This is a genomic window from Streptomyces sp. R33 (assembly GCF_041200175.1).
In the GTDB taxonomy this organism is placed as follows: Bacteria; Actinomycetota; Actinomycetes; order Streptomycetales; family Streptomycetaceae; genus Streptomyces; species Streptomyces katrae_B.
In genome coordinates, this window is the sequence record NZ_CP165727.1 from 6,260,864 (window position 1) to 6,282,167 (window position 21,304).

Below are 21,304 nucleotides of genomic sequence, written 5' to 3' on the forward strand. Positions count from 1 at the left end.
GGAGGCACGCGAGTGCCTCCCCGCTTCGTTTGGCCGAACGTGAGCGAGAAGAACGACGGTGCGAACCGCGAAGCGAAACGATCGGCCCGCGAGCGGCTCCAGGCGGAGCGTGAGCGCGAGAAGAAGAGGGAAAAGCGGCGGCGAACCCTCATCGTGGCGTCGGCCGTGGTGGGCGTCCTCGGCCTGGCGGCCGTCGTCGGCCTGATCGCGGCCAACACCGACAGTGGCGGGTCCGCCGGGGGAGGCCCGGTGACCGCCCCCTCCGGGGCCACCGGGAAGGACGCGCTCGCCATCCAGACGGGCAAGCCCGAGGCCAAGTCCACGCTGACGGTGTGGGAGGACTTCCGCTGCCCGGCGTGCAAGTCCTTCGAGACCAACTACCGGGACACGATCCACGACCTGGAGGCCAAGGGGCTGCTCAAGGTCGACTACCACATCGTCACCCTGATCGACGGGAACATGGGCGGCAGCGGCTCGCTGAAGGGCGCGAACGCCGCGGCCTGCGCGCAGGACGCCGGGAAGTTCGCGGCGTACCACGACGTCCTGTTCGAGAACCAGCCGCAGGAGGTCGACGACGCCTACGGGAACAACGCCAAGCTGCTGGAGCTGGCCGGCAAGGTCGACGGGCTGGACACCCCCGAGTTCCGCAAGTGCGTCGAGGACGGGACGCACAACAGCTGGGTGAACAAGTCCTTCGAGGCCTTCCGCGCCGGGAAGTTCAAGGGCACCCCGACCGTGCTGCTGAACGGCAAGGACCTCTTCGCCGACCAGGCCAACCCGATCACCCCGCAGAAGCTCAAGGAGCAGGTGGAGGCCGCTGCGAAGGGCGCCGGCGGCGCGAGCCCCTCGCCGTCCGCCTCGCCGAGCCCCTCGGCGAAGGGGGCGAAGGGTGCGTCCGCGTCGCCGTCGGCCTCCTCGTCGGCTGCGGCCAAGTCCTCGTCCACCTCGACGGGGTCGCGGGCCGGCTCGGCCGGGGTCGCGAAGGGGGCCGCGGACACCCCCTGAGTCCCGTCTCGATTTGGCGCCAGGTTGCCGGGCGGGTTGCGGTCCGCACCGCCCGGCAGGGTAGCGTCGGCACTGCCATGAACCTTGCCTATATCCCCAGCCCGTCGACCGGCGTGATCCATCTCGGACCGATCCCGCTGCGCGGCTACGCGTTCTGCATCATCATCGGCGTCTTCGTCGCCGTCTGGCTCGGCAACAAGCGGTGGATCGCGCGCGGCGGAAAGCCGGGCACGGTCGCGGACATCGCGGTGTGGGCCGTGCCGTTCGGCCTGATCGGCGGGCGCCTGTACCACGTGATCACCGACTACCAGCTGTACTTCGGCGAGGGCCGCAACTGGGTCGACGCCTTCAAGATCTGGGAGGGCGGCCTCGGCATCTGGGGGGCCATCGCGCTGGGAGCGGTGGGCGCCTGGATCGGCTGCCGCTTGCGCGGCATCCCGCTGCCGGCCTGGGCCGACGCCCTGGCCCCCGGTATCGCGCTGGCCCAGGCCTGCGGCCGCTGGGGCAACTGGTTCAACCAGGAGCTGTACGGGCGGGCCACCGACCTGCCCTGGGCCGTCAAGATCAGCGAGGGCCCCAACCGGGTCGCCGGTACCTACCACCCGACCTTCCTGTACGAGTCGCTGTGGTGCCTGGGCGTCGCCGCGCTCGTGATCTGGACCGACCGCCGCTTCAGGCTGGGCCACGGCCGGGCCTTCGCCCTGTACGTCGCCGCGTACTGCGTGGGCCGCGGCTGGATCGAGTACATGCGGGTGGATGAGGCGCACCACATCCTGGGCCTCCGGCTGAACGTGTGGACCTCGATCGTGGTCTTCGTCCTGGCCGTGGTCTACCTCGTGCTGTCGGCGAAGCTGCGGCCGGGCCGCGAGGAGGTCGTGGAGCCGGACCGCGGACCCGCGGCGTCCGACCCGGAGACCAAGGCCGACACCGCGGACGAGGCCAAGGCCGGCGAAACCGAGGACGCGGCGGTGGACGCCGGCGCGGACGCCCCGGCCACTGCCGAGGCCGAGGCCGAGGACTCCGGGCCGAAGCCCGGCGCCGAGGCTCCGAAGGCCGCCAAGAAGCTCTGACCGGCTCGTCCGGATCACACGGGAGGGGCGCCGCGCACACCGCGCGGCGCCCCTCCCGTTGCGCATGGCAGGTCAGGACAGGACGGGCGATTCCCGGCGGGCCAGCGCGACGACCCGTTCCGCGCCCGCCAGGACCGCCGGGTCGACGAAGCGGCCGTCCGGCAGGGCCACCGCGCCCGGGGTGCGGCGGGCGGCCGCGACGATCTCCTCGGCGGCGGTGACCTCCTCCGGGGCGGGCAGGTACGCCCGCTCGATCACCGGCAGCTGGCGCGGGTGGATCGCCGCCCGGCCCAGGAAGCCCAGTGCCCGGCCGCGCGCGCAGGAGACGGCCAGCGCCTCCAGGTCCCGGATGTCGGGGAAGACCGACTGTGCGGGCGGGGCCAGCCCCGCCGCCCGCGCCGCGACCACCACCCGGGAGCGCGGCCAGTCCAGCCCCGCCTCCGCGCTGATGCCCAGATCGGCGCGCAGGTCCGCCTCGCCGAGGGAGAGCCCGCGCAGGGCGGGGTGCGCGCGGGCGATCTCGTACGCGCGCTCCACGCCCAGCGCCGACTCCAGCATGGCGTGCAGGGCCACCCCGCCGGTGCGGTCGGCGACCGCGGCGATCTGCTCCGGGGCCGAGATCTTCGGCAGCCGCAGCCCCGCGAGGCCGTGCAGCCCGGTCAGGGCGCTGAGGTCGGCGCCGGCCCAGGGGGAGTCCAGGGCGTTGACGCGGACGAGGACCGGGACCGCAGGGCGCTCGGCCAGCCGTTCCGCGGTGGCGGCGCGGGCGTACTCCTTGCGGGAGGCCGACACCGCGTCCTCGAGGTCGACGATGACGGCGTCGGCCCCGGAGCGCAGGGCCTTGGCGACCACCTCCGGGCGGTCGCCCGGTACGTAGAGCCAGGTCAGGATCACAGGGCCCCCTCCATCCGGAGTGCGCTGATCTCGGCCTCGGACAGTCCGAGTTCGGTGAGTACGGCTTCGGTGTCCGCGCCGTGCGGGCGGCCCGCCCAGCGGATCCCGCCGGGGGTCCCGGACAGCCGGAACAGGACGTTCTGCATCCGGAGCGGGCCGAGTTCGGGGTCCTCGACCTCGGTGACGGTGTCCAGGGCCGCGAACTGCGGATCGGCCATGACGTCCCGTACGTCGTAGACCCGGGCCACGGCGGCCTCGGCCTCCTCGAAGGCGGCGACCACGTCGTCGGCCTTGTGGCGCCCGATCCAGCCGCCGACGGCTTCGTCGAGGACGGGCGCGTGGGCGGCCCGGCCCGAGCCGGTCGCGAACCAGGGCTCGGCGATCAGCTCGGGACGGCCGACGAGCCGCATGACGCGCTCAGCGATGGACTGCGCCGAGGTCGAGACCGCCAGCCAGCGCCCGTCCGCACTGCGGTAGGTGTTCCGCGGGGCGTTGTTGGTGGAACGGTTGCCGGTGCGCGGCTGGACGTAGCCGAGCTGGTCGTACCAGAGCGGGTGCGGGCCCAGCACGGTGAGGATCGGCTCGATGATGGCCAGGTCCACCACCTGCCCGTGGCCGGTGCGCTCGCGGCCGGCGAGCGCGGTCATCACCGCGTACGCCGTGGTCAGCGCGGCGATCGAGTCCGCGAGGCCGAAGGGCGGCAGGGTCGGCGGGCCGTCCGGCTCCCCGGTGATCGCGGCGAAGCCGCTCATCGCCTCGGCGAGGGTGCCGAAGCCGGGCCGGTGGGCGTACGGGCCCTGCTGGCCGAAGGCCGTGACGCGGGTCAGGATCAGCCGCGGGTTGGCGGCGGACAGCTCGGGCCAGCCCAGGCCCCACTTCTCGAGGGTTCCGGGACGGAAGTTCTCGATGACCACGTCGGCGGAGGCGGCCAGCCGCAGCAGGGTGTCGCGCCCGCCGGGCGCGGACAGGTCGAGGGTCATCGTCCGCTTGTTCCGGCCGAGCAGCTTCCACCACAGGCCGACGCCGTCCTTGGCGGGGCCGTGGCCGCGCGAGGGGTCGGGGCGCCGCGGGTGCTCGACCTTGACGACGTCGGCGCCGAAGTCCCCGAGCAGGGTGGCGGCGAGCGGCCCCGCGAAGAGCGTGGCGAGGTCGAGGACGCGCAGCCCCTGCAGGGGCCCGGGAGGGCCGCCCGAGTGCGCGGCCGCGGACCGCTCGGGGGGCGCCCCCGCGACGGGCCCGTCCTGGGGCCGGGCCCCTCGGCCCGCGCCGGTCCCGGAGGTCACGACGCGGCTCCGGCGCCGCTGCCGTCCCGCGGACCGGAGCCGCCCCCGGGCGGTGGCGGGGCAGCGGTCCCGGGTGCCGGTGCGGGACCGGTGGGAGGCCCGGCCAGGGCGGCGGCGTCCGTCTCGGCGCGGGTCGGCATCGAGTCCTGGGCTCCTGGGCGCTGGACCGAGAGCGCCGCCGCCGCCGACGCCCAGCGCAGCGCCTCCGGCATGGGCCGGTGCTCGCCGAGGGCCACGGCGAGCGCGCCGACGAAGGTGTCCCCGGCGGCGGTGGTGTCCACCGCCCGGACCCGGGGCGCGGGCACGGTCAGCGGCTCGCGACCGCGGGCGGCGTACAGGGACCCGGCCGCGCCGAGGGTGATGACGACCTCCGGGACCTCGTGGAGCAGGGCCTCGGCGGCCTGGTACGGGTCGGTGAGGCCGGTCAGGGCGGCGGCCTCGTGTTCGTTGGGGACCAGCAGGTCGGTCGCGGCGAGGAGTTCCGCGGGCAGCGGCTGGGCGGGGGCCGGGGTGAGGACCGTACGGACGCCGTGGGCGCGGGCTGCGAGCGCGCCGGCGAGCACGGCGGACAGCGGGAGTTCGAGCTGGAGCAGGAGCGAGTCGGCGGCGCCGATACGGGAGTCGTCACCCGCCTCGAGGCCGGTGACGTGGGCGTTGGCGCCGGGGATGACGATGATGCTGTTGCCGCCCTCGTCGTCGACGGTGATGTGGGCGGTGCCGCTGGCGCCCTCGACGGTGCGCAGGGCCGCCGTCTCCACCCCGGCCGCGGCGAGCGCGGAGCGCAGGCGTACGCCGAACCCGTCGGCCCCGACCGCGCCGATCATCACCACCTCCCCGCCGCAGCGGGCGGCGGCGACGGCCTGGTTGGCGCCCTTGCCGCCGGGGACGGTGCGGAACCCGCGGCCGGTGACGGTCTCCCCGAGGCGGGGGGCCTTGGGGACGTAGGCGACGAGGTCCATGTTGGTACTGCCGAGCACGGCGATGGCCGTCATGGGCGGGCTGCCTCCTGTGCGGTGAGCTGGGCGAGGGTGTCGAAGCCGATGCCGTCGAAGCCGGGGACGGTGGTGGCGAGGCGGTTCTTGAGGGGGGCGGACCAGCGGTGCGGGACGCCGTCCGGGTCGACGAGTGCGGCGAGGGAGCCGGCGGTCGCGCCGTTGGAGTCGGTGTCCCAGCCGCCGGACACGGCGCGGCAGACGGAGCGGGTGAAGTCCCCGTCGGCGTGGGTGAGGGCGGCGGCGATCAGGGCGGTGTTGGGGACGGCGTGGACCCAGTGGTAGTGCCCGTACCGGGCGTGCAGCCGGTCCACGACGCGGTCGAAGTCGGCGTCGGCGTGCCGGGTGGCCGTGTCGACGGCGTGGCGGACGGCCTCGGCGAGCCGTGAGCGGGGCGGTACGACGGCCAGTCCGGCCCGGAGCGCGGTGTGGACGTCGGCCCGGCCGCCGGCGGCCTCGGCGATGGCGGCGGCGGCGAAGAGGGCGGCGTAGACGCCGTTGCCGGTGTGGGTGAGGACGGCGTCCCGGTGGGCCTGGGCCGCGGCGGCGGCCGGGTCGCCGGGGTTGGTCCAGCCGTGCACGTCGGCCCGGATGAGGCCGCCGATCCACTCGCGGAACGGGTTGTGGTGGGTGGCGGTGGCCGGGGGCTCGAGCCCGAGCAGCAGGTTCCGGTACGCGAGGCGCTCGGCGGTGAAGGTCCGGCCGGCGGGGAGTTCGTCGAGCCAGAGGCGGGCGACGTCGGCGGTGGTGAAGCCCCTGCCGTAGCGGCGCAGCAGGATCAGGTTCAGGAGCGGGTAGTTGAGGTCGTCGTCCTCGGGGGCGCCGTCGATGTTCTCGGCGAGGGAGGTGGCGGCGGAGCGACGGTTCCAGGGGTGGGCGGCCAGCAGCTCCGCGGGAACGCCGCGTTCGGTGAACCAGTCGTCCAGGGGCCAGTTCCCTGCGGCCCGGGCCAGCGCCCGGATCCCCTCCAGCGGCAGCTTCTCCACGGGCTTCCCGAGCACGCACCCCACGGCCCGGCCCGTCCAGGCCCGCTCGAGCCGCTCCCGCAGCCGGGGGTCGACCCGGTGGCCGGGTTCCCGAGCCGGCCCGTCCATATCCGAAGCCGGGGGCGAGCCTTCAGCGCGCCGCGCAGCGAGGGCCGGGTCGGCGGGCCGGGGGCCCAAGGGCGGGGTGGGGGAAGGGTGCCCGGGCTCCCGGCCCGGCGGCGGCACGGCCCAGGTGGCGGTGATGGCGGGCCACGGGGTCGGTTCGTCCCGGGCCGACGGGGAGGGGAGGGCGGCGAGTTCGGTCAGGAGCCGGGAAGCGAGGGCGCGGAGCTCCGGCGGGGCCGGGGCGGGGGAGGCGCCGGCCCGGCCGGGCGCCGGGTGGCCGCCGGCCGCCAGCCAGGCGCGGTGCAGGGGCTCGGCGTCCCTGCCGTCCTCGGCGGCCTGCCGCAGCTCGTGCCCGACCAGGTCCTCCGGCTGCACCCACGTGAGCCGTACGGCCCCGGCCGAACCGCCGCCCTGGGCCGGGAGCGGCGCGGGGCCGGCGGCAGGGGGATCGCACGGCGGGGTGCCGGTCATCGCGGGGCGGCGATCGAGGTGAAGGCCGACTCGTGGGCCCGGCGGCGGGCGTGGTCCAGGGCGAAGACCTCGCGGGCCACCGCGGCCAGGGCCGACGCCGGGGCGTGCAGGTCGAGCCGGCTGGCCTCGGCGACCTGTTTGGCCCAGGCCGGCGGGACCGCCGAGGCACCGGACAGGGCTCCGGCGATCGCCCCCGCCATCGTGGCGATGGAGTCGCAGTCCCGGCCGTAGTTGACGGCTCCGAGCACCGAGCCCTCGTACGCACCGTCGGCGACGACCAGCATGCCGAGCGCGATCGGGAGCTCCTCGATCGAGTGGAGGCGGGACGGGCGGCGGGCGCCGAGCGAGGGGGAGCGGTAGTCCGGGCCCACCGAGTCGTACGGGGCAACCGCCGCCCGGAGGGGGGCCAGGGCCGACTCGAAGTCCCGGTGCTGCGCAGCGACTTCGCACACCGCCGCGATGGCGGCCCGCGTGCCGTCCTTGGCCAGCGCCAGGGCCGTGTCCACCACCGAGGAGGCCGTCGCCCCGGGCACGCACGCCGCCGCGACCGCCGCCGCGAAGACGCCCGCGGCCTCCCGCCCGTACGAGGACTGGTGCGTCCCGGCGATCTCCAGCGCCTCCGCGTACGCGCCCGCCGGATGGCCGGCGTTGACGATGCCGACCGGCGCCATGTACATCGCCGCACCGCAGTTGACGATGTTGCCGTTGCCCGCCTCGCGCGGGTCCGCGTGGGCGTAGTGCAGCCGGGTCACGATCCACTTCTCGGCCAGGAAGATCCGCTGGAGCGGCAGGGCCTCGGCTTCGAGTTCGGGGATCCAGCGCGGGTTGGTCATCAGGTCCGGGACCAGGTGGTCGGCGATCGCGTACGCGTCGAGGTGGTCCCGTACGGCCTCGTAGACCCGAACCAGCGCGTGCGTCATGAGGGTGTCGTCGGTGACGTGGCCGTCGCCCTTGTGGTACGGCGCGATGGGGCGGGCCGTGCGCCAGTCCTCGTGCCACGGTCCGACGATGCCGTGCACGCGGCCGCCGTGCCGTTCCACGATCCGGTCCGGGGGCCAGCCCTCCACCGGACCGCCGAGCGCGTCGCCGACGGCGGCTCCGACGAGGCAGCCGGCTGCCCGGTCTTCGAGAGTGAGCGTCATGTCCGAATCATCCCTTGGGTGAGGTGAGTTCCGTACGATCGAGCAGCGCGGCGAGTTCGACGAGATCGGTGCCGGCGAGGCGGGGGAGGGCGCAGCCCGACAGGGTGCGGCAGGCTTCGCGCCAGGCGGCGGGGATCGAGTCGCCGCCGCCGAGGGCGCCGGTGAGCGCGCCGGCGAGGGCGGGGGCGGAGTCCGCGACGCGGGACAGGCAGGCGGCGGCCGGGACGGCCTCGGCGGCCCGGCCCCGGGCGGCGGTGGCGAGGGCGAGGGCCACCGGGACGGTCTCGGCGGCGGCGATGCCGTAGCTGTAGACGTGGTCCACGATCTCGTGCTCGAGGGTGGGGACGATGGCGAAGGCGCCGCCCCCGTCGCTGTGGGTACGGGCGAGCTTGACGGCGTGACGGGCGTTGCGGCCGATCTCGGTGGCCTCGGGGAGCTGGCCGAGGGCGGCGTCGACGGCGGCGTCGGTGTCCGCGCCGGCGAGGGCGGCCGCCAGGGCGGCGGCCATGGCGCGGGCGCCGTGGACCCCGTCCCCGTCCTGGGTGTAGCGGGCGTCGAACTCGGCGAGGTCCGCGGCGGCGGCCGGATCCCCGGGGTGGACGACGGCGAGGACGCAGGCGCGGATGCAGGCGGCGTCGTCGAAGTAGTGCGGGTTGTCGTGGCCGGTGGCGGGCGGGCGCAGGCCGGCGGCGAGGTTGCCGAGGCCCGCGCGCACGGAGATGCGGGCGCGCAGCGGCAGCACGGCCGACTCCACCTCGGGGGCGCGCTCGGCGGCCGCGGCGATCTCGCTGGCCAGGGCGTTCCAGGCGAGGTCGATGGCGGCCCGCATCCGGCGGGACCGGCTGAGGTCGCTGAGCAGCACGCCGGCCGCGGTGAGCACGGACTCGGCGGCGAAGGCGGCCCATTCGGCGTCGTCGGAGGGGCCCAGGCGCAGGGGTTCCGGGGGCTGGTTCAGGGCGATGGGCACGGGGAGGGTGGTGGTCTGGTTCTGCTCGGCGAAGGTGTCGAGCTCGCGGGTGAGGCGGCGGGTCCACTCGGGCATGCGGCTGGCCCGGTGCCGGGCGGCCGGCCACCCGGCGGCATCGCCCGCGGCGAGCCCGAGCAGCAACCCCTCGATCCGCCGGGCCCCTGCGGGGGGCCGGTGGGTGCGGACCTGCGCGGCCCCTGCGGGGCCGGTGCTCACCTCGGCGGCCGGCCCGGCGTCGGGCCCCTCGGCCGATACCGCCACCCGGGCGGCTCCGGTCCCCGCCACCGCGGCCGGGGCGGACTCCGGCCTCATCGGGAGGTCTCGGATTCCGGGGTGAGGAGGTCCGCGATGTCCAGGACGTGGTAGCCCCGCATCGAGGGGAGGCAGCTGCCCCGGACCGGGCCGATCGCCGCCGCCCAGGCGGCCGGGATCGCGGCGAGGCCGGACATCGCGCCGGCGAGGGCGCCCGCCACCGCCGCCGTCGTGTCGGCGTCGCGGCCCATGTTCACCGCCGTCAGGACCGACGAAGGGAAGTCGCCGCCGCACGCGGCGAAGGCACCGAACGCCAGGCCCACCGCCTCCGGGGCCAGGTCCGTCCACGGGTAGCCGCCGATCACCACCGCGGAGCGCACCGCCCGTTCCCCGCGCGGGGCGGCCGTCACGGCCCGGCGCAGCGAGCGGGCCGTCCAGGAGTCGGAGGGGATGACCGAGAGGGCCGCCGAGATGACGGAGGCGGGCGAGCCGCCCGCCATCGCCGCGGCGACGCCCGCCGCCACCGCCTGACCGCCGTAGATGCCCTCGCCGTCGTGGCTGACCGAGCCGTCGATCGCGACGAGCCGCGCCGCTTCCGCCGGGCGGCCCGCCGCGAACACCCCGAAGGGCGCCGCCCGCATCGCCAGGCCGTCCGACCAGGCGTGGCGGTGCTGAGCGGAGATGGGGGCCGCGAGTCCCCGGCGGAGGTTCTCCAGGGTGCCGCGCTCGCTGAAGCCGGCCCCGCGGAACGGCCCCTCGTCGAGGTCGGCGATCCAGTGGTGCCAGGCCCGCTCGACGTGGGAGACGGTCAGCGCCGACCCGTGGCGGGCCAGCAGCAGCCCCGAGAAGATCGCGTACTCGGTGTCGTCGGTGCCCGCCGGGTCCTCCGACACGAAGCCCTCGATGCGGCCCCATTTCGCCCGGATCTCCGAGGGCTTCATGTTCTCGGCGGGGGCCCCGAGCGCGTCACCCGCCGCGAGGCCCAGAAGAGCGCCCCTGGCCCGTTCGAGGAGGACCTGCGGATTGCATGCAATCTGCTTCATCAGCTCCATGGCGGCGCCTCTCCCACTTGGATGGGGCTCATCATGAGCCCTTGGGGGATTTGTGCCATGACATGTGGTTTGTCGCTCGCCGCGAAACACCCCGCCCCGGCCCCCGTCACCCGGTCGCCGATCCGCGAAACCCCAGGTAAGTACGGCCTTCCTTGCTGGCGGGCGGCAGAAATCGTGCGTAGTTTCGAGGTGTTCCAGGGGAGTGGGTCCCTGCGCGTCGCGCAGGGCGTGGTTCCGCGTGCCCGCTCGCACAAAGGGGAGGAATCCGCCATGTCCATCATCGACATCGAAGCACCGCTGCACACCGCGCACCGCGACAACCACACCCACCGCGACGTCAACGGCGGATGGCTGCGGCCGGCCGTGTTCGGCGCCATGGACGGGCTCGTCTCCAACCTCGCGCTGATGACCGGCGTGGCCGGCGGCGCCGTCGCCCCGCAGACCGTCGTGATCACCGGGCTGGCGGGCCTCGCGGCCGGAGCCTTCTCGATGGCGGCCGGCGAGTACACCTCCGTCGCCTCGCAGCGCGAGCTCGTCCTCGCCGAACTCGACATAGAACGCCAGCAGTTGCGCAAGCACCCCATCGACGAGATGGAGGAGCTGGCCGAGCTGTACGTCTCGCGCGGCGTCGAACCGGCGCTCGCCCGCGAGGTCGCCATGCAGCTGTCCCGCGACCCTGAGCAGGCGCTGGAGATCCATGCCCGCGAGGAGCTCGGGATCGACCCCGAGGACCTGCCCTCGCCGATGGTCGCCGCGGTCTCGTCCTTCGGCTCCTTCGCGCTGGGTGCGCTGCTGCCCGTACTGCCGTACCTGCTCGGTGCCACCTCCCTGTGGCCCGCGGTGCTGGTCGCGCTGGCCGGGCTCTTCGCCTGCGGTGCGATCGTCTCCCGGGTCACCGCGCGGGCCTGGTGGTACAGCGGTCTGAGGCAGCTGCTGCTGGGCGGCGCGGCCGCGGGTGTGACGTACGTCCTGGGAACCTGGATCGGCGGAGCCGTAGGCTGACCGCGCAAGTAGTGAGACACTATGCAGCCCATGACATAAGTAGTCCGTTACCCGGCGGTTTCGGTTCCGTGTCCGCCGGGCATCAGACCAGGGCGCCGCGCGCCGGGCAATGATGCCCGCCCGCTGCCAACGTCTGAACGTCTCCAGAACTGCACTTTCTGCTGCGTGCAGTGTCCGCATGGTGAAACGCCATATCCGCTTCTCGGGATTGCCGTCATCATGTAACCTGCACGAAATTTCGCAGAGGGCCAACGTCGTCCCTCGGCACGCACTTATGCCACGACGACGACGGGAGAGCCGATGCGTTCCGCATCCACGCACTCCGCGACCGGCCTCAGCACCACCGCCTGGTCGCCCATGGACGGTCGCCCCGCCCAGCAGGGCATGTACGACCCGCGCAACGAGCACGACGCCTGCGGCGTCGGCTTTGTGGCCAACCTCAGCGGCGAGGCCAGCCACACGCTGGTCGAGCAGGCGCTGACCGTATTGCGGAACCTCGAGCACCGTGGTGCCACCGGATCCGAGCCGGACTCGGGCGACGGCGCCGGAATCCTCTCCCAGGTCCCGGACGCGTTCCTGCGCGAGGTAGCCGGATTCGAGCTCCCCGAGGCCGGCGCGTACGCCGTCGGCATCGCCTTCCTCCCCGCCGACGGCACCGCACAGGCCGTCGCCGTGGAGCAGATCGAGGCCATCGCCGCCGAGGAGAACCTGACGGTTCTCGGCTGGCGCGAGGTCCCGGTCACCCCGGACCTGCTCGGCAACGGCGCCCGCGCCACCATGCCGGCCTTCTCGCAGCTGTTCGTCAGCAACGGCAGCACCGGCATCGAGCTGGACCGCAAGGCCTTCGTGCTGCGCAAGCGCGCCGAGCGCGAGGCCGGGGTCTACTTCCCGTCGCTCTCCGCCCGCACCATCGTCTACAAGGGCATGCTGACCACCGGCCAGCTCGAGCCCTTCTTCCCGGACCTCTCCGACCGCCGCTTCGCCTCGACGCTGGCCCTGGTCCACTCCCGGTTCTCGACCAACACCTTCCCGTCCTGGCCGCTGGCCCACCCGTACCGCTTCGTCGCGCACAACGGCGAGATCAACACGGTCAAGGGCAACCGGAACTGGATGACGGCCCGCGAGTCCCAGCTGGCCTCCGACGTCTTCGGTGACGGCGCGCTGGAGCGGATCTTCCCGATCTGCACCCCGGACGCCTCCGACTCGGCCTCCTTCGACGAGGTCCTGGAGCTCCTGCACCTCGGCGGCCGCTCGCTGCCGCACAGCGTGCTGATGATGATCCCGGAGGCGTGGGAGAACCACACCTCCATGGACCCGGCCCGCCGCGCGTTCTACCAGTACCACTCCACGCTGATGGAGCCCTGGGACGGCCCGGCCTGCGTCACCTTCACCGACGGCACCCAGGTCGGCGCGGTCCTCGACCGCAACGGTCTGCGCCCCGGCCGCTACTGGGTCACCGACGACGGCCTCGTCGTCCTCGGCTCCGAGGTCGGCGTGCTCGACATCGACCCGGCCAAGGTCGTCCGCAAGGGCCGCCTGCAGCCCGGCAAGATGTTCCTCGTCGACACCGCCCAGAAGCGGATCATCGAGGACGACGAGATCAAGGCCGAGCTGGCCGGCGCCGCCCCGTACGCCGAATGGCTCGAGACCGGCGAGATCGAGCTGACGGACCTGCCCGAGCGCGAGCACATCGTGCACACCCACGCCTCGGTCACCCGCCGCCAGCAGACCTTCGGCTACACCGAGGAAGAGCTGCGCGTCATCCTCGCGCCGATGGCCCGTACCGGCGGCGAGCCGCTCGGCTCCATGGGCACGGACTCCCCGATCGCAGCCCTGTCCGAGCGCCCCCGGCTGCTCTTCGACTACTTCACGCAGCTCTTCGCGCAGGTCACCAACCCGCCGCTGGACGCCATCCGCGAGGAGCTCGTCACCTCGCTGCTGTCCTCGCTGGGCCCGCAGGGCAACCTGCTGGAGCCGACCGCCGCGTCCTGCCGCAGCGTCACCCTGCCCTTCCCGGTGATCGACAACGACGAGCTGGCCAAGCTCATCCACGTCAACGCCGACGGCGACATGCCGGGCATGAAGGCCGCCACCCTCTCCGGCCTCTACCGGGTCTCCGGCGGCGGCGAGGCCCTGGCCGCCCGCCTCGAGGAGATCCGCGGCGAGGTCGACGCGGCCATCGCGAACGGCGCCCACCTGATCGTCCTCTCGGACCGCCACTCGGACGCCGAGCACGCACCGATCCCGTCGCTGCTGCTCACCTCCGCCGTGCACCACCACCTCATCGCCACGAAGCAGCGCACCCAGGTGGGCCTGCTGGTCGAGGCCGGCGACGTCCGCGAGGTCCACCACGTCGCCCTGCTCATCGGCTACGGCGCCGCGGCCGTGAACCCGTACCTCGCCATGGAGTCCGTCGAGGACCTGCTGCGCGCCGGTACGTTCCTGTCCGGCCTGGAGCCGGAGCAGGCCATCAAGAACCTGATCTACGCGCTCGGCAAGGGCGTCCTGAAGGTCATGTCCAAGATGGGCATCTCCACCGTCGCCTCCTACCGCGGCGCCCAGGTCTTCGAGGCCGTCGGCCTGAACGAGGAGTTCGTCGCCGCGTACTTCCAGGGCACCGCCACCAAGATCGGCGGCGCCGGCCTGGACGTCATCGCCAAGGAGGTGGCCGCGCGCCACGCCAAGGCGTACCCGGCCTCCGGCATCGCGGCCACGCACCGCGCGCTGGAGATCGGCGGCGAGTACCAGTGGCGCCGCGAGGGCGAGCCGCACCTGTTCGACCCGGAGACGGTCTTCCGCCTCCAGCACGCCACCCGCAACCGCCGGTACGACATCTTCAAGAAGTACACGGACCGGGTGAACGAGCAGTCCGAGCGGCTGATGACGCTCCGCGGGCTCTTCGGCTTCAAGACGGAGGACCGGCCCTCGATCTCCATCGACGAGGTCGAGTCGGTCGCCGACATCGTCAAGCGCTTCTCCACCGGCGCCATGTCGTACGGATCCATCTCGCGCGAGGCGCACGAGACCCTCGCCATCGCCATGAACCAGCTGGGCGGCAAGTCCAACACCGGTGAGGGCGGCGAGGACCCGGACCGCCTGTACGACCCGGCGCGGCGTTCGTCGATCAAGCAGGTCGCCTCCGGCCGCTTCGGTGTGACGAGCGAGTACCTGGTCAACGCGGACGACATCCAGATCAAGATGGCGCAGGGAGCCAAGCCCGGCGAGGGCGGCCAGCTGCCCGGCCACAAGGTCTACCCGTGGGTCGCCAAGACCCGTCACTCCACCCCGGGCGTCGGCCTGATCTCCCCGCCGCCGCACCACGACATCTACTCCATCGAGGACCTGGCTCAGCTGATCCACGACCTCAAGAACGCCAACCCGGCTGCACGCATCCACGTGAAGCTGGTGTCGGAGGTCGGTGTCGGCACCGTCGCCGCCGGTGTCTCCAAGGCCCACGCGGACGTCGTCCTCATCTCCGGCCACGACGGCGGTACGGGCGCCTCCCCGCTGACCTCGCTCAAGCACGCGGGCGGTCCCTGGGAGCTCGGCCTCGCCGAGACCCAGCAGACCCTGCTGCTCAACGGGCTGCGCGACCGCATCGTCGTCCAGACGGACGGACAGCTCAAGACCGGCCGCGACGTCGTCATCGCCGCGCTGCTCGGCGCCGAGGAGTTCGGTTTCGCGACCGCGCCGCTCGTCGTCTCCGGCTGCGTCATGATGCGCGTCTGCCACCTGGACACCTGCCCGGTCGGCATCGCCACGCAGAACCCGGTCCTGCGCGACCGGTTCTCCGGCAAGCCCGAGTTCGTCGTCAACTTCTTCGAGTTCATCGCGGAGGAGGTCCGCGAGATCCTCGCCGAGCTGGGCTTCCGTACGATCGAGGAGGCCGTCGGCCACGCCGAGCTCCTCGACACCAGCAAGGCCGTCACGCACTGGAAGGCGCAGGGCCTCGACCTCGAGCCCCTCTTCCACGTGCCGGCGCTGCCCGAGGGCGCGGTCCGCCACGCCCTGATCGAGCAGGACCACGGCCTGGAGAAGGCCCTCGACAACGAGCTGATCGAGCTCGCGGCCGACGCGCTGAACGCCGAGTCCGCCGAGGCGGCCCAGCCGGTCCGCGCCCAGATCGCCATCCGGAACATCAACCGGACCGTCGGCACCATGCTCGGACACAAGGTCACCAAGAAGTTCGGCGGTGCGGGCCTGCCCGACAACACCATCGACCTGACCTTCACCGGCTCGGCCGGCCAGTCGTTCGGCGCCTTCCTGCCGCGCGGTGTGACGCTGCGCCTGGAGGGCGACGCCAACGACTACGTCGGCAAGGGCCTGTCGGGCGGCCGGGTCGTGGTCCGCCCGGACCGTGGCGCCGACCACCTCGCCGAGTACTCGACCATCGCCGGCAACACCATCGGCTACGGCGCCACCGGCGGCGAGATGTTCCTCCGCGGCCGCACCGGCGAGCGCTTCTGCGTCCGCAACTCCGGTGCCCTGGTCGTCTCGGAGGGTGTGGGCGACCACGGCTGCGAGTACATGACCGGCGGCAGCGCCGTCGTCCTCGGCGAGACGGGCCGCAACTTCGCGGCCGGCATGTCGGGCGGCGTCGCGTACGTCATCGACCTCGACATCAACAACGTCAACGTCGGCAACACGGGCGCGGTGGAAGCCCTCTCCGACGCCGACAAGCAGTGGCTGCACGATGTGGTGCGCCGCCACGAGGAGGAGACCGGCTCGACCGTGGCCGCGAAGCTCCTGGCTGACTGGTCCGTCTCCGCGGACCGCTTCAGCAAGATCATCCCGACCACGTACAAGGCAGTGCTCGCCGCCAAGGACGCCGCTGAGCTGGCCGGACTCTCGGAGTCCGAGACCACGGAGAAGATGATGGAGGCGGCGACCAATGGCTGACCCGAAGGGCTTCCTCACCACCGGGCGCGAGACCGCCTGTTCCCGTCCGGTCGCCGAGCGGCTGAAGGACTGGAACGAGGTCTACGTCCCGGGCTCGCTGCTCCCGATCATCAGCAAGCAGGCCGGCCGCTGCATGGACTGCGGCATCCCGTTCTGCCACAACGGGTGCCCGCTCGGGAACCTGATCCCGGAGTGGAACGACTTCGCGTACCGCGAGGACTGGTCGGCGGCCTCCGAGCGCCTGCACGCCACGAACAACTTCCCGGAGTTCACGGGCCGCCTGTGCCCCGCTCCGTGCGAGTCGGCGTGCGTGCTCGGTATCAACCAGCCGGCCGTCACGATCAAGAACGTCGAAGTCTCGATCATCGACAAGGCGTGGGACAACGGCAACGTGACCCCGCAGCCGCCGGAGCGGCTGTCCGGCAAGACGGCGGCCGTCATCGGCTCGGGCCCGGCCGGTCTGGCCGCGGCCCAGCAGCTGACCCGGGCGGGCCACACCGTGGTGGTGTACGAGCGCGCGGACCGCATCGGCGGCCTGCTGCGGTACGGCATCCCCGAGTTCAAGATGGAGAAGGTGCACATCAACCGCCGCATCGAGCAGATGCGCGCGGAGGGCACCAAGTTCCGTACCGGCATCGAGATCGGCCGCGACCTGTCCGCGACCGACCTGCGCAAGCGGTTCGACGCGGTCGTGGTCGCGGCCGGCGCCACGGTCTCCCGCGACCTGCCGGTCCCGGGCCGTGACCTCAAGGGCATCCACTTCGCGATGGAATACCTCCCCCTCGCGAACAAGGTCCAGGAGGGCGACTTCATGGCGCCCCCCATCACGGCCGAGGGCAAGCACGTGGTCGTCATCGGCGGCGGCGACACGGGCGCGGACTGCGTGGGCACCGCCCACCGCCAGGGCGCGGCCTCGGTCACGCAGCTGGAGATCATGCCCAAGCCGTCCGAGGACCGTCCCACGGGGCAGCCCTGGCCGACGTTCCCGATGCTCTACAAGGTCACCTCGGCGCACGAGGAGGGCGGCGAGCGGATCTACTCCGTCTCCACGACCCACTTCGAGGGCGACGAGGACGGCAACGTCCAGGCCCTGCACCTGGTCGAGGTCGCCTTCGAAGACGGCAAGCTGGTCCAGAAGCCCGGCACCGAGCGGGTCCTCCCGGCCCAGCTGGTCACCCTGGCGATGGGCTTCACCGGCACGGACCAGGCCAACGGCCTGGTGTCCCAGTTCGGCCTGGAGCTGGACGAGCGCGGCAACGTCGCCCGCGACGCCTCGTACGCGACCAACGTCGACGGCGTCTTCGTGGCCGGCGACGCCGGCCGCGGCCAGTCCCTGATCGTCTGGGCGATCGCGGAGGGCCGCTCGGCGGCCCGGGGCGTGGACCGCTACCTGACCGGCAGCAGCGCCCTCCCGTACCCGGTCAAGCCGACGGACCGCTCCCTGATGGTCTGATCCCCTCGCCGAGCTCGCACCGCTCGGCCGCAGGCGGCCTCCCGGGCTTCGCCCGGCTGCGCCGGCCTCCGACCGGCGGTGTGCGGCCCGTGTCCTGGCAAGGCCCCTCCCCGCGGGGAGGACCCCTCATACGGTCCGCACAATGACGTGCGGAACTCTGACACAGCGCCCGTCATGTCCCCGACCAGGGATGACGGGCGCTGTGGCGTTCGCGGTCAGGCCTCGGGCGTGAACTCGTACCGCCCCACTCGCCTGCGGCAGCGGGCCCGGCGCCCGTGGTGACGGGCCGAGCCCGCTTCACTCGTGCAGGTGACGCATGCCGACGGGCCCGACGGGGCCGGACTGGGCCGGACGGGCCAACTGTGCTCACGGCGTGCACAGTTCACGGGGGTCGGAGTCTGGTACCCATCTGGATCATGGCTCCCATCCGAACCCTGCTGAGCGGCCTGCTCGGCGCCGCCCTGCTGATTCCCGTCCAGCCCTCCGCCGCGGACGCCGACGGCCGGACCGTCGAGTACCGCGGGCTCCGGCTCGCTCTCCCCGGGGACTGGCGGGTCGTCGACCTGCAGCGGGATCCCGACGCCTGTCTGCGGCTGGATCTGCCGACCCTGTACCTCGGGCACGCCGGCAGCCAGGCCGAATGCAGTGGGCGGGCCGTTCGGAGCCGGGCCGACACCCTGCACCTGGAGCCGCTCGACGGGGCCCCGGCGCGGGCCGACATCCCGACCCTGCGGGTCGAGGGCTCCGACGGGATCCCCGAGGCGGCGGGGGACAGCCATGAGGTGCGGTACGCCCTGCGGCGGTCCGGGGTGATGGCCACCCTCTCGTACGGGGAAGCGCCCGACGCCGTACGAGAGCTGCTCGCACGGGCCGGCACCGGGGACGGCGCCGCCCCCGGGGACCGCGGCACCTCGGCCCAGCCGGCGTCGGTCGTCGCCGGCCCGAAGGCCGTCACCGCCCAGGCGCCCTTCACCGGAGCCGGCTTCGACGCCTGCACCGCCCCGACCCAGCGCGCCATGGACGGCTGGCGGTCCGCATCCCCCTTCGGCGCCGTCGGCATCTACATCGGCGGCCGGGCCCGGGCCTGCGCCCAGCCGCAGCTCACCGCCGGCTGGGTCCGCAAGCAGGCCGAGGCGGGCTGGCACCTGATGCCGCTCTGGGTCGGCCCGCAGCCTTGGCGCGGCTCCGGCACCGGCCTGTCCACCGACCCCTCCGAGGCGGACCAGGAGGGCACCGAGGCCGCCGAGGGCGCCGTCCAGGCGGCCCGGGCCCTGGGCCTGGCCGACGGCACCGTGCTCTACAACGACCTCGAGCACTACACGGACCGCACCACCTGGGACCCGCCGGTCATCGCCTACCTCACCGCCTGGACGGTCCGGCTGCACGAGCTCGGCTACCGCGCCGGCGCCTACGTCTCGGCGAGCTCCGGGGGCAAGGCGCTCAGCGACCACCACGACCAGGCCCCGTGGGCCATGCCCGACGTGCTGTGGATCGCCTCCTGGAACGCCAAGGCCACCGTCTCCGACGCCGATGTCGGCCTGCCCGCCGGCACGCACCAGTGGGCCGGCCGCCGCCGCGCCCACCAGTACCGCGGCGACCACAACGACACCTACGACGGGGTGACGATCAACATCGACCGCAGCTGGATCGACATCGACCCCGGCGGGCTCGCCGATCCCGTTCAGGCCAGGCCGCTGCTGCTCAGTTAGCCGGCTCCTCGCGCGGGGGCTCGTCGTCGTTGCCGCGGCGGATGGTGCGCAGGGGATGGCCCGGGGTCCACGAGCGCACCACCAGGTCGTCCCCCTCGACGGCGATGTGCACCACCTCCGTCAGGTCCGCGTGGAAGAGGTGGAACGGGTGCGGGGTGTCCGTCTCCTCCGCGTACCGGTGCAGTTCCGGCGGGTCCACGAGCTCGATCGCGCGCCCGGAGATCCGTACGTCCCCGTCCGGCATCGTCTCGCCCTCGCCGGGGTTGGTGTGCAGCGCGAAGCGCGGGTCGCGCTGCAGGTCCCTGGCCTTCATCGAGCCCGGCATCATGCCGAGCCACAGCTCGCCGCCGCGGATGTCGACATTCAGCCCGGTCAGCCGCGGGGAACCGTCCTTGCGGAGCGTGCCGAGGACGTGGTGCGGGTACTGCGCGAAGCGGGCCTGGACGGCCGCAGCGAATTCCGGTTCCTGCTTCTCGAACGCTGCCCAGTTGTTCGTCGTCATACGTCCATCAAAGCGCCTGGCACCGACAGCCGTCGCTCAGGCGCGCACGATGCCCGCCGCGCGGGCCGACGCCAGCCAGGAAGGGAACTCCATGACCAGCCGGTCGAACAGGACGGAATCCGGTACCTCGCGCGGGTCCGGCCCCGCGTGGAAATAGCCCGCGTTGTCCACCACCCGCCGGGCGGGCACGGGCAGTTCGTCCAGCCGGCGCAGGAAGTCGAACTGCGTACTGCGCGTCTCGCCGAAGCCGACGAACTGCCAGAACAGCGGGAGCCGTGCCGCCTTGCACAGGTACCGCTCCGCCGCCGCCTTGTTGATCGGGCCGCCGTCCGTCTGGAAGACGACCAGAGCGGGTTTCGCCGACCCCGAATCCAGATAGTGGTCGATCACCGCGTCCATCGCCGCGTGGTACGCCGTCCTGCCCATGTGGCCGAGGCGGGAGGCGATCTCCGCGATCCGGCCCCGGTGCCCGGCGAGCGGGATCTCCTCCACCGCGTCGACCTCCGTGGAGAAGAACACCACCGGCACGCGGCCGTCGTCGTCCAGGTGCGCGGACAGGCCCAGCACCCGGTCGGCGAGCGCCTGCACGGTGCCGTCGTGGTAGTACGGGCGCATCGACCCCGAGTAGTCCAGGACCAGGTACACCGAGGCGCGTCCGCCCTCCAGGCCGTGCTTGCGCAGCGAGACACCCGCGCTCTTGTAGAGGCTCACGAGCGCCGGAGCGGTGGCTTCCATCTTGCGGAGGTCGATCGCGCTGCCCGTCATGGGGCCGAGGGTACGTCAGCCCGCGGCGGCGCAACCCCGGCGTGCGGCAGCGGGCCGCGGCGCACCCGCGGCTACGCGCGCCCGTCCGCCTCCGCGCGGGTGTCGCCGGGCTCCAGGGCCGCGATGTCGTCGAGCATGGCGGCTGCGAGGTCCCGTTCGGAGGCGTGGTACCGCTCGGCCCACTTGAGGGCGAGCGCCGGGTAGGCCCAGGCGGGCTGCTCCTGCGCGCTTTCCCCGTCGGCCACCGCCCGCAGCCGCATCTGCTCCGCGAACTCCTGGTGATGGAGCAGGACTTCACGCATCTGGGCGGGCTCCAGCAGGTGGCCCAGCCACAGCCGCAGCATCGGCCCGTGCTTGAGGACGGGCGGGTCGACCGGGGCCTCGCGGGCCCAGGCCCGTACGGCCGCCATGCCCTCGTCGGTGATCCGGTACACCCGCTTGTCGCGGGTGCCGGTCTCCTGGGCGACGAGTCGGGAGGAGGCGTAGCCGGCCTTCTCCAGGCGCTTGAGCTCGCTGTAGATCTGGCTGAAGGAAGGGCTCCAGTAGAAGAAGCGCAGCGACCGGTCCGACCACTTCTTCAGGTCGTAGCCGGAGAGCTCCTCTCCGAAGGAGAGCAGCCCGAGCACCGCCCAACTGGTCGCCGGGAGCGGGTGCTTGTTCGTCTCGTCTGCCACGCACCGCAGTCTACGACCGGTCTCCGCGGCACCCCTTCCTCCCGTTGGGCATGCCTGCTAGAAGTATTCCTATTAGGAGTA

16 protein-coding genes are annotated in these 21,304 nt (G+C 73.4%); 6 read left to right on the forward strand and 10 right to left on the reverse strand.

The window, feature by feature from the left end:
* Positions 1-39 precede the first annotated feature (39 nt).
* The gene (locus AB5J51_RS28820; RefSeq protein WP_078987365.1) at positions 40-1,005 is read left to right on the forward strand and encodes a thioredoxin domain-containing protein; all 966 of its coding nucleotides are present in this window, start codon (positions 40-42) and stop codon (positions 1,003-1,005) included.
* Between the two features lie 77 nt (positions 1,006-1,082).
* The gene (lgt, locus tag AB5J51_RS28825; RefSeq protein WP_369779002.1) at positions 1,083-2,075 is read left to right on the forward strand and encodes a prolipoprotein diacylglyceryl transferase; all 993 of its coding nucleotides are present in this window, start codon (positions 1,083-1,085) and stop codon (positions 2,073-2,075) included.
* A 72-nt stretch (positions 2,076-2,147) separates the two neighbouring features.
* Here the strand turns inward: lgt and AB5J51_RS28830 are convergent, their stop codons facing one another.
* The 7 genes from AB5J51_RS28830 to AB5J51_RS28860 form a co-directional block, all read right to left on the reverse strand.
* Complete coding sequence (locus tag AB5J51_RS28830) at positions 2,148-2,969, reverse strand: CoA ester lyase (protein ID WP_053786904.1); 822 nt, start codon at positions 2,967-2,969, stop codon at positions 2,148-2,150.
* Positions 2,966-4,141 carry a CaiB/BaiF CoA-transferase family protein gene (locus tag AB5J51_RS28835; protein WP_240805341.1) on the reverse strand — a complete coding sequence of 392 codons (1,176 nt, stop codon included), beginning with the start codon at positions 4,139-4,141 and terminating at the stop codon, positions 2,966-2,968. Before AB5J51_RS28835 ends, AB5J51_RS28830 begins: the two co-directional genes overlap by 4 nt.
* A gap of 107 nt (positions 4,142-4,248) precedes the next feature.
* Complete coding sequence (gene rbsK, locus AB5J51_RS28840) at positions 4,249-5,244, reverse strand: ribokinase (protein ID WP_133898307.1); 996 nt, start codon at positions 5,242-5,244, stop codon at positions 4,249-4,251.
* Positions 5,241-6,806: an ADP-ribosylglycohydrolase family protein gene (locus AB5J51_RS28845; protein WP_136224604.1), complete on the reverse strand. Its 1,566-nt coding sequence runs from the start codon at positions 6,804-6,806 to the stop codon at positions 5,241-5,243. The genes rbsK and AB5J51_RS28845 overlap by 4 nt, the downstream gene beginning before the upstream one ends.
* Positions 6,803-7,948 carry an ADP-ribosylglycohydrolase family protein gene (locus tag AB5J51_RS28850; protein WP_369779003.1) on the reverse strand — a complete coding sequence of 382 codons (1,146 nt, stop codon included), beginning with the start codon at positions 7,946-7,948 and terminating at the stop codon, positions 6,803-6,805. Before AB5J51_RS28850 ends, AB5J51_RS28845 begins: the two co-directional genes overlap by 4 nt.
* Before the next feature lie 7 nt (positions 7,949-7,955).
* Positions 7,956-9,227 carry an ADP-ribosylglycohydrolase family protein gene (locus tag AB5J51_RS28855; RefSeq protein ID WP_369779004.1) on the reverse strand — a complete coding sequence of 424 codons (1,272 nt, stop codon included), beginning with the start codon at positions 9,225-9,227 and terminating at the stop codon, positions 7,956-7,958.
* Positions 9,224-10,219, reverse strand: a complete 996-nt coding sequence (locus AB5J51_RS28860; RefSeq protein WP_369779005.1) for an ADP-ribosylglycohydrolase family protein — start codon at positions 10,217-10,219, stop codon at positions 9,224-9,226. Before AB5J51_RS28860 ends, AB5J51_RS28855 begins: the two co-directional genes overlap by 4 nt.
* Before the next feature lie 270 nt (positions 10,220-10,489).
* Between AB5J51_RS28860 and AB5J51_RS28865 the strand changes: the two genes are divergently transcribed.
* The 4 genes from AB5J51_RS28865 to AB5J51_RS28880 all read left to right on the forward strand — a co-directional run bounded on the left by AB5J51_RS28865 (position 10,490) and on the right by AB5J51_RS28880 (position 19,282).
* Entirely contained in the window at positions 10,490-11,221 is a 732-nt protein-coding gene (locus AB5J51_RS28865) for a VIT1/CCC1 transporter family protein (protein WP_053786902.1), read from the forward strand.
* A 357-nt stretch (positions 11,222-11,578) separates the two neighbouring features.
* Positions 11,579-16,120, forward strand: a complete 4,542-nt coding sequence (gltB, locus tag AB5J51_RS28870) for a glutamate synthase large subunit (RefSeq protein WP_199828052.1) — start codon at positions 11,579-11,581, stop codon at positions 16,118-16,120.
* Positions 16,113-17,573, forward strand: coding sequence for a glutamate synthase subunit beta (locus AB5J51_RS28875; protein WP_053786900.1), 1,461 nt, complete (start codon positions 16,113-16,115; stop codon positions 17,571-17,573). The genes gltB and AB5J51_RS28875 overlap by 8 nt, the downstream gene beginning before the upstream one ends.
* A gap of 416 nt (positions 17,574-17,989) precedes the next feature.
* Positions 17,990-19,282, forward strand: a complete 1,293-nt coding sequence (locus tag AB5J51_RS28880) for a DUF1906 domain-containing protein (protein ID WP_369779006.1) — start codon at positions 17,990-17,992, stop codon at positions 19,280-19,282.
* Here the strand turns inward: AB5J51_RS28880 and AB5J51_RS28885 are convergent.
* The 3 genes from AB5J51_RS28885 to AB5J51_RS28895 form a co-directional block, all read right to left on the reverse strand.
* Complete coding sequence (locus tag AB5J51_RS28885; protein ID WP_053786898.1) at positions 19,275-19,784, reverse strand: pyridoxamine 5'-phosphate oxidase family protein; 510 nt, start codon at positions 19,782-19,784, stop codon at positions 19,275-19,277. The genes AB5J51_RS28880 and AB5J51_RS28885 overlap by 8 nt on opposite strands.
* Before the next feature lie 36 nt (positions 19,785-19,820).
* Complete coding sequence (locus AB5J51_RS28890; RefSeq protein WP_369779007.1) at positions 19,821-20,549, reverse strand: VWA domain-containing protein; 729 nt, start codon at positions 20,547-20,549, stop codon at positions 19,821-19,823.
* Positions 20,550-20,620: 71 nt separating this feature from the next.
* Positions 20,621-21,232, reverse strand: a complete 612-nt coding sequence (locus AB5J51_RS28895; protein ID WP_369780331.1) for a PadR family transcriptional regulator — start codon at positions 21,230-21,232, stop codon at positions 20,621-20,623.
* Between the last annotated feature and the right edge of the window lie 72 nt (positions 21,233-21,304).

Excerpts from the sequence above, each read along its gene's own strand:
- AB5J51_RS28890 (WP_369779007.1), bottom strand. The coding sequence starts at position 20,549 with ATGACGGGCAGCGCGATCGACCTCCGCAAGATGGAAGCCACCGCTCCG.
- AB5J51_RS28875 (WP_053786900.1), top strand. The coding sequence starts at position 16,113 with ATGGCTGACCCGAAGGGCTTCCTCACCACCGGGCGCGAGACCGCCTGT.
- AB5J51_RS28850 (WP_369779003.1), bottom strand. The coding sequence starts at position 7,948 with ATGACGCTCACTCTCGAAGACCGGGCAGCCGGCTGCCTCGTCGGAGCC.
- AB5J51_RS28865 (WP_053786902.1), top strand. The coding sequence starts at position 10,490 with ATGTCCATCATCGACATCGAAGCACCGCTGCACACCGCGCACCGCGAC.
- AB5J51_RS28860 (WP_369779005.1), bottom strand. The coding sequence starts at position 10,219 with ATGGAGCTGATGAAGCAGATTGCATGCAATCCGCAGGTCCTCCTCGAA.
- AB5J51_RS28885 (WP_053786898.1), bottom strand. The coding sequence starts at position 19,784 with ATGACGACGAACAACTGGGCAGCGTTCGAGAAGCAGGAACCGGAATTC.
- AB5J51_RS28845 (WP_136224604.1), bottom strand. The coding sequence starts at position 6,806 with ATGACCGGCACCCCGCCGTGCGATCCCCCTGCCGCCGGCCCCGCGCCG.
- lgt (WP_369779002.1), top strand. The coding sequence starts at position 1,083 with ATGAACCTTGCCTATATCCCCAGCCCGTCGACCGGCGTGATCCATCTC.
- AB5J51_RS28855 (WP_369779004.1), bottom strand. The coding sequence starts at position 9,227 with ATGAGGCCGGAGTCCGCCCCGGCCGCGGTGGCGGGGACCGGAGCCGCC.
- rbsK (WP_133898307.1), bottom strand. The coding sequence starts at position 5,244 with ATGACGGCCATCGCCGTGCTCGGCAGTACCAACATGGACCTCGTCGCC.
- gltB (WP_199828052.1), top strand. The coding sequence starts at position 11,579 with ATGGACGGTCGCCCCGCCCAGCAGGGCATGTACGACCCGCGCAACGAG.
- AB5J51_RS28880 (WP_369779006.1), top strand. The coding sequence starts at position 17,990 with ATGGCTCCCATCCGAACCCTGCTGAGCGGCCTGCTCGGCGCCGCCCTG.